At 69.6% G+C, this 6,159-nt stretch carries 4 protein-coding genes; all 4 read left to right on the top strand.

The window, feature by feature from the left end; all coding sequences use genetic code 11:
- Window positions 1–538 precede the first annotated feature (538 nt).
- Window positions 539–775: a DUF2281 domain-containing protein gene (locus tag QZY48_RS10475; RefSeq protein WP_295430774.1), complete on the top strand. Its 237-nt coding sequence runs from the start codon at window positions 539–541 to the stop codon at window positions 773–775.
- A gap of 14 nt (window positions 776–789) precedes the next feature.
- On the top strand, window positions 790–912 hold the full coding sequence (locus tag QZY48_RS10470) for a hypothetical protein (RefSeq protein ID WP_295430773.1): 123 nt from the start codon (window positions 790–792) through the stop codon (window positions 910–912).
- Between the two features lie 147 nt (window positions 913–1,059).
- Window positions 1,060–2,124: a selenide, water dikinase SelD gene (selD, locus tag QZY48_RS10465; RefSeq protein ID WP_295430772.1), complete on the top strand. Its 1,065-nt coding sequence runs from the start codon at window positions 1,060–1,062 to the stop codon at window positions 2,122–2,124.
- A 30-nt stretch (window positions 2,125–2,154) separates the two neighbouring features.
- Window positions 2,155–6,048, top strand: a complete 3,894-nt coding sequence (locus tag QZY48_RS10460; RefSeq protein WP_295430771.1) for a GAF domain-containing protein — start codon at window positions 2,155–2,157, stop codon at window positions 6,046–6,048.
- The last annotated feature ends 111 nt before the right edge of the window (window positions 6,049–6,159 follow it).

Here is a 6,159-nt window from a genome sequence, read left to right as displayed (position 1 = left end):
CTATGAAAAGGGCATCAGCCTATCGAAGAAATTGATGGAAGACGTCGAAGCACGGTTGAAGCGCAGCCCGACCTTGCCAAAATATGACATTTTTATCAAGCCTATTCTCGGGTAATATTTTTAACAGAAATCACCTAAGACCTCGACGCGGCCCGGATGGGCACGCCCGAGCGACGTCGCGACAGGTCCGGACCATCGCGCGCGGGCCTTGCCCATCTACGGCGCTCGCGTGACCATATCAGTCTGGATCGCACCCGATCGCCGGTCCGGCGAAACGCTGAGCGGACGCTAAGGGCTATAATCCGAGTTACAGAAGCATTGCGCAAACTTTCTGGGTCCGCCAGGGTCCGACGCGCGCGTCTTCGTCAACGTCCTCCAAGGGCGGGCCAGCGCAACCTCAAGCGGTTCGACATCGCCGGCTTTGAGACCCTCGACGACAGCCCGCTCGGTGTTGTCCTCGCCCGTCTGCGGCGGGTGCCGGGGAGCGATTGGCGCGCGGTCCATGATTCCTATGCCGAATTTGAAGCGGAAAAAGCCCATGACGACTGAAGAAGCAATCATCGAGCGACTCAAGTCCTTACCGGATGTGGCGCGGCGCGAGGTGTTGGATTTCGCCGAGTTTCTCGCTGCCCGCACGCAGGAGCACGAGGCACGCGCAGAAGAGACTCAGTGGTCAGACCTGTCGCTGAGTTCGGCCATGCGTGGTATGGAAGACGAGCCGGAGATCTATACCCGCGCGGACTTGAAGGAGTCGTTTCGAGGTCGACGAGCCTGATCAGGCTGACGCGCTTGGCCGTGGTCTGTGTCGACATCCTGGAGGGCACGTTGGGCCAGATTGCGCAGTCGCGCTTGGAGCGACTCCGCACCCGGCTCGGGGACTGGATCACCGCCGGCACGCAGGCAACCGCATGAGCGACTCTGCCGCGGCCCCCAACGAGCGCGATGAGGTGTCCGCGGCGCCGCATCCGGCGGTATCCTTGACCTGAAGTCTGCCCACGCGCGGGGTCCAGTAAAAAAACTGCCCTTTCCAGGTTCATCGGCCAACCCCAGGTTCACGCTATGACGACACCCCATGCCCCTGCGCCCGCCCCCATCCGCCTCACCCAACTCTCCCACGGGGGCGGCTGCGGCTGCAAGATCGCGCCGAAGGTCTTGGAGGAGGCCCTGGCGGGACTGTCCATGGGGTTTCCCCACCCGGACCTGCTGGTCGGGAACGCCACGGCCGACGACGCGGCGGTGCTGCGGCTGCGCGACGATCTGGCCCTGGTGGCGACCACCGATTTCTTCATGCCCATCGTGGACGATGCCTTCGACTTCGGCCGCATCGCCGCCACCAACGCCATCTCCGATTGTTACGCCATGGGGGCGACCCCGGTGCTGGCGCTCGCCATCGTCGGGATGCCGATCGCCACCCTGCCGCTTGCTGAGGTGCGGCGCATCATGGCGGGTGGGGCTGCGGTCTGCCACGCGGCCGGCATTCCCCTGGGCGGCGGTCACTCGATCGACTCGCCGGAGCCCATCTACGGCCTGGCGGTGATGGGCACCGTCCACCCGGAGCGGGTCAAGCGCAACGATACCGCGCGCCCCGGGGACCTGCTGGTCCTCGGCAAGCCGCTCGGGATCGGCATCCTGAGCGCGGTCTTGAAGAAGGGCCTGCTCGATGAGGCCGGCTACCAGTCGCTGCTCGCGACCACCACCCAACTCAACCGGCCCGGCATCGCCTTTGCGGACTGGCCCGGGGTCCACGCCATGACCGACGTGACCGGGTTCGGCCTGCTCGGTCACCTGCTGGAGGTCTGCCGCGCCTCCGGGGTCGGGGCCCGGGTCCATTTCGAGGCGGTGCCGGTGTTGTCGGCGGCCCTGGCGTTCGCCCGCGAGGGCCACGGACCCGGCGCCATCGAGCGCAACTGGGCGAGCTACGGGGCGGAGGTGGCCCTGGATACGGCGCTGCCCTCCTGGGCGCAGCGCCTGCTGTGCGACGCCCAGACCAGCGGCGGACTGCTGCTCGCCTGTGCGCCGGACACCGCGCCCGCGGTGCTGGAGCACTTCCGGGCGGAGGGCTTCGCGCAGGCCGCGATCATCGGCGAACTGCACGCCGGGCCGACGGCGGTGGCCGTGGTCTGAACTGCCCCTGGACCAGTGGGTGACAGCGCGATGACCGATACGACGACCACGCTGCCGACCGACGAGGCCGGGCGCCCGGCCGCGGTCCCGCAGGGCGATCAGGGGCAGGCCGAGCGGCGGCTCAAGATGGCCATGCAGGCCTCCGGGATCGGCTTCTGGGAGATCGACCTGGTCGCCGACCGCATCACGGTGGCGGCGAAAGACCGGCTCCAGGCCATCATGGACGCCATCCCCGACCTCATCTGGCTCAAGGACCTGCAAGGCATCTATCGCGCCTGCAACACGACCTTCGAGCGCTTTTTCGGCGCCGCGGAGGCCGCGATTGTCGGCCGCACGGACTATGACTTCGTCGAGCGGGAACTGGCGGACTCCTTCCGCGCCCACGACGCCGCGGCCCTGGCGGCGGACGGGCCCAGCGTGAACGAGGAATGGCTGTCGTTTGCGGCGGACGGCTACCGTGGGCTCTTCGAGACCATCAAGACCCCGTTGCGCGACGCCGCCGGCCAGCCTGTCGGCGTGCTCGGGATCAGCCGCGACATCACCCGGCTGCGTGAGGCGCAGGACGCCTTGGGCGAACGCGAACAGTTTGCGCGCGCGACCCTGGATGCGCTCTCCGATCACCTGGCGATCCTCGACGAAACCGGCACCATCATCGCCGTCAACCGCGCCTGGCGCGAGTTCGCGCAGGCCAATCCCCCGGTCCCGTCCAACATCTGCGAGGGGACCAACTACCTGGCGGTCTGCCGCTCCGCCGCCGGTCCCGCGGCGGTGGAGGCCGGTCTAGTCGCCGCCGGTATCGCGGCGCTGCTCGCCGGTGCCCAGGACGATCTGGTGCTCGAATACCCCTGTCATTCACCCCAGGTGGAGCGCTGGTTCTCCATGCGGGTCAACCGCTTCCCCGGTGCCGGACCGGTGCGCCTGGCGGTCGCCCACCACGACATCACCGAACGCAAGCGCCTGGAGCTGCAACACGAGGCCGAGCGCAGCACCCTGGAGCGGCTGGCCTGCGGCGAGCCCCTGACGGCGGTGCTGACCCAACTGGCGCTGGGCTACGAGGCGCGCTTCCCCGGCATGTATTGCTCGGTGCTGTTGCTGGACGAGGACGGCCGGCGACTGCGCACCGGCGCCGCCCCCAGTCTGCCCGAGGGCTTCTGCCGGGCGCTCGACGGCCTGGCGATCGGGCCCGCCGCGGGCTCCTGCGGCACCGCCGCCTACACCCGCCGCACGACGGTCGTGGCGGATATCGCCGCCGATCCGCTGTGGCGGCAGTGGCGCGGACTCGCGCTGACGCATGGACTGCGCGCCTGCTGGTCGGTGCCGATCCTGTCCATCCGGGGCGAGACACTCGGCTCCTTCGCCATCTATTTCAAAGTGCCGCGGGCCCCCCGTGCCCCGGAACTGGCGCTGATCGAGCGCGGCGCCCAACTGGCCAGCGTGGCGATCGAACGCGCCCGCGTCGAGCACGAGCTCGACCGCCACCGCAACCATCTGGAGACCCTGGTGCAGGCGCGTACCGCCGCGTTGGAGGTCGCCAACCGGGATCTGCGACGCAGCGACCAGCGCCTCAAGGCCCTGGCCGATCTGAGCGCCCGGGCGCCCGTCCTCACCGAGCACGACCTGTTGCAGATCGGCATCGACACCGCGGTGGCCCTCACCGACAGTGCCATCGGTTACCTGCACTTCGTCGCTGCGGACCAGGAGGGCCTCGTGCTCAACTGCTGGTCGGCGGGCACGCACGCGCTCTGTGCCGCGCCTTACGACAGCCACTATCCGGTCTCTCAGGCCGGGGTCTGGGCGGACGCGGTACGCACCCGCGCGCCGGTCATCCACAACGACTATCCAACGCTCCCCGAGCGCCGGGGTTACCCGGCGGGCCACGCCCCGGTGCTGCGCCACCTGGGGGTCCCGGTCAGCGAGGGCGAGCGGGTCCTGATGCTGATCGGCGTAGGTAACAAGGCGAGCGATTACGACCCGTCCGACGTGCAGCAATTGCAGCTCGTGGCCGATGAACTGTGGCGGATCGTCGTGCGCCGTCGGGCCGAACTGGCCCTGGCCCGGGCCAAGGAGGCGGCCGAGGTCGCCAACCGCGCCAAGAGCGCCTTCCTGGCCAATATGAGCCACGAGATCCGCACCCCCATCAATGCCATCGTCGGCCTGACCTATCTGCTGCGCCGGGCCTTCACCGACCCCAAGGCTCAGGGGCAATTGACCCGCATCGACGAGGCCGCCCGGCACCTGCTGGGCATCGTCAACGACGTCTTGGATCTGTCCAAGATCGAGGCCGGCCAGTTGGGCCTGGAAGAGGTCCCGTTCGACCCGGTCGAGACGATCGATCATGCCATCGCCCTCCTGGGCGAGCGGGCCGCCGTCAAGGGCCTGACTCTGGAGCGTAGGATCGATCCGGCGCTGCCCGCCCTGGTGCTCGGCGACCCCCTGCGCCTGGGGCAGATCCTGCTGAACTACATCGGCAACGCGATCAAGTTCTCCGCGCGTGGCCGCATCGAGGTGCGCGCCCGGGTGCTGGAGGAGGGCGACCGGACGCTGCTCCTGCGTCTGGAGGTCGCGGACCAGGGCATCGGCCTGACCCCGGCCCAACAGGGGCGGTTATTCCAATCCTTTACCCAGGCCGACGACTCCACCACCCGCCGCTTCGGCGGCACCGGTCTCGGCCTGGTGATCTGCCGCCGCCTGGCGGACCTCATGGGGGGCGAAGTCGGCGTGACGAGCGCCGCGGGTGAGGGCAGCACCTTCTGGGCGACCGTCCGCTTGACGCGGGTCGGGGGCCCGCGGGACCGGCCCCCGGTCCCGCGGTCCGACCCCCTGGCCGTGCCGTCCGGCCCGCCGCCGGAGGGCCTGGCGCAGACCCTGGCGCGGGACTACCGGGGCCTGCGGCTGCTTCTGGCGGAAGATGATCCAGTCAATCGGGAGGTGGCCGGGGAGTTGCTGGGCGGGCTGGGTCTGATCGTGGATGTCGCGACCACCGGGTTCCAGGCGGTCGAGCGCGCCCGCACCGGGGCCTATGCCCTGATCCTGATGGACGTGCAGATGCCCGAGATGGACGGGCTGGAGGCGACGCGGCGTATCCGCGCGTCCGCGACCGGGGCCGAGCTGCCGATCCTGGCCATGACCGCCAACGCCTTCGCGGAGGACCGCCGACGGTGCCTGGCGGCGGGCATGGACGACCATATCGGCAAGCCGGTGGAGCCGGAGCGCCTCTACGCGGCCCTGCTGCGCTGGCTGCCGGGGCGCGCCGCGCGGGACGCGCCAACGGCCCCGCTGCCGACCCCTGCCGTCGCGGCGGACGAAACGGCGCTGCGGGCGCGGCTCAGCGACATTGCCGGTCTCGACCTGGCGGCCGGGTTGTGCGTGGTGCGCGGCCGGCTCCCAAGCTACGCGCGCCTGCTGACCCTGTTCGTGCAAGGCCACGCCGGGGACCTGGCGGCGCTGCGCCGCGCCCTGGCCGCGGATGATCGCTCCGCGGTGCAGCAACTCGCCCATGCCCTCAAGGGTTCGGCCGCCACCCTGGGCGCCGAGGGCGTGCGGCAAGGGGCCGCGGCGCTCGAGCAGGCCGTGCGCACGGCGGCACCGGGGGCTGAGCTTGAGACCTGCCTGACCGGGCTGGATGGGGTCCTCACCCCCCTGTTGACGGCACTGGGGCAGTTCCTGGCCGCGGACCCGCACCCGCCCCCACCGCCGAGCGCGAGCGAGCATGACCGCGCGCTGGGTGTTCTGACCCGGTTGGAGTCCCTGCTGGCCGCGGACGACACCCGTGCCGGCGATCTGTGGCTCACCGGCGCCGTGCTCGCCCAATCCGTCCTGGGGCCGGACGCCGCGGCGCGCCTGGGCGGGGAGATCGAGGCCTTCGCCTTCGACGCGGCCCTGGAGACCCTGCGCGCGGCGATGAAGGATAAGGTGTCCGTATAAGGAACGATGCGTTAGCGCCGAGGTCGTTGTCGTTGTCGTTGTCGTTGTCGTTGTCGTTGTCGTTGTCGTTGTCGTAATCGTAATCGTAATCGTAATCGTAATCGAGGTTAT

The sequence above is a fragment of the uncultured Thiodictyon sp. genome, assembly GCF_903828115.1.
GTDB lineage: Bacteria > Pseudomonadota > Gammaproteobacteria > Chromatiales > Chromatiaceae > Thiodictyon.
Note: the sequence above shows the minus strand (reverse complement) of the source record. Positions and strands in the feature narration are given on the sequence as shown.